The sequence below is a fragment of the Rhodovibrio sodomensis genome, assembly GCF_016583645.1.
GTDB classification, from domain to species: domain Bacteria; phylum Pseudomonadota; class Alphaproteobacteria; order Kiloniellales; family Rhodovibrionaceae; genus Rhodovibrio; species Rhodovibrio sodomensis.
In genome coordinates, this window is sequence record NZ_NRRL01000272.1 from 1 (window position 1) to 1,081 (window position 1,081).

A 1,081-nucleotide genomic window follows, 5' to 3' on the forward strand; every position below is an offset into this window, starting at 1 on the left:
TCGTCCAACGGATAGGCCACCTTCCCGGCCTGGCGCGGATCCGTCACATCCGCAAAATGATCAAGAAAAACAACCGCCTCGCCCAGAGCACCCGCTCGATCCATCGTTCGCCTCCATTAACCGAATCGGAGGCCTTCCATCGATTCAGAGCCTCATCTACATGTCACCCCCTTTTTCACCCGATTGCCCTGCCCTCCTTCCGGCTAAGGGTTGCGGTGGAGGACCAGAGTGTTCGAATCTGCAAGTGTTAGGGTTTGCGGGCCGCACACTCTGGCCCGGTGAGTTCGCCGCTAGCGTGTGCCAACGCTAGCATCATCCGCTCAACGCCGCGGTGACCTCTGGTCACTGCGGCGTTTTGTTTGCCGTTCTGATGAAACGTGTGGAAAGGGCGAGTGTACTTTATAGCGCTCCGCGGACGGGTGGGAGCGAACCCACACCAAACGTTGCCGGTAAACGCCCCCGCTTTGAGAGGTTAACGCTGCCTTCGAACCCGCTAAAGAGCACCGGCGACAGCGACTCCTAACGCTCGGGCGTCCGCTACACTTATGGATCTATGGTGGATGACCCACGCTTGCAACCATTTTCTTAATTTATCCTTGACAACCGACGCAAAGTTCATGGCTCGGATGGTTTCATCAGCCAGCGGTCGCATGACACCCTGCGGGTCACACATCTATATAACCGCCCTTCTTTTTGCCCTCGCCCAGCCTCGCGACCCCCTTCTACCAATGAAAGCGGCACCCCCACCCGAGCTGCATGGGCATGCGCGCATGCAGGCCATAGCACGCGTGCGCTGGCGCCACCATATCCCCGAAGAACGCTCATCAACAACCGTATTCGCGGATAGATCCCATGCGCAGGCCCGACCTCCATCGCCGTCGCGGCGCCACCAAGATCGAGTACGCCCTGCTGATCGGGCTGGTCGGCCTCGGCACCGCCGGCGCGGTGGCCGCGACCGGCGACAGCATCCGCCACCTGTTCAACACAGTGGAGAACCAGGCGGTCGGCCCGGCGGGCGAGGTCGCCGAGAGCGGCAAGGCCCAGGTCCGGATCGCCGGCGCCACGGCCAGTGAGGACGCCG

General features: G+C 61.6%; 1 protein-coding gene. It reads left to right on the forward strand.

Annotated features, from left to right (window positions below; all coding sequences use genetic code 11):
* Positions 1–852 precede the first annotated feature (852 nt).
* A partial coding sequence (locus CKO28_RS27705) for a Flp family type IVb pilin (RefSeq protein ID WP_200344763.1) occupies positions 853–1,081 on the forward strand: 229 nt, incomplete at its 3' end.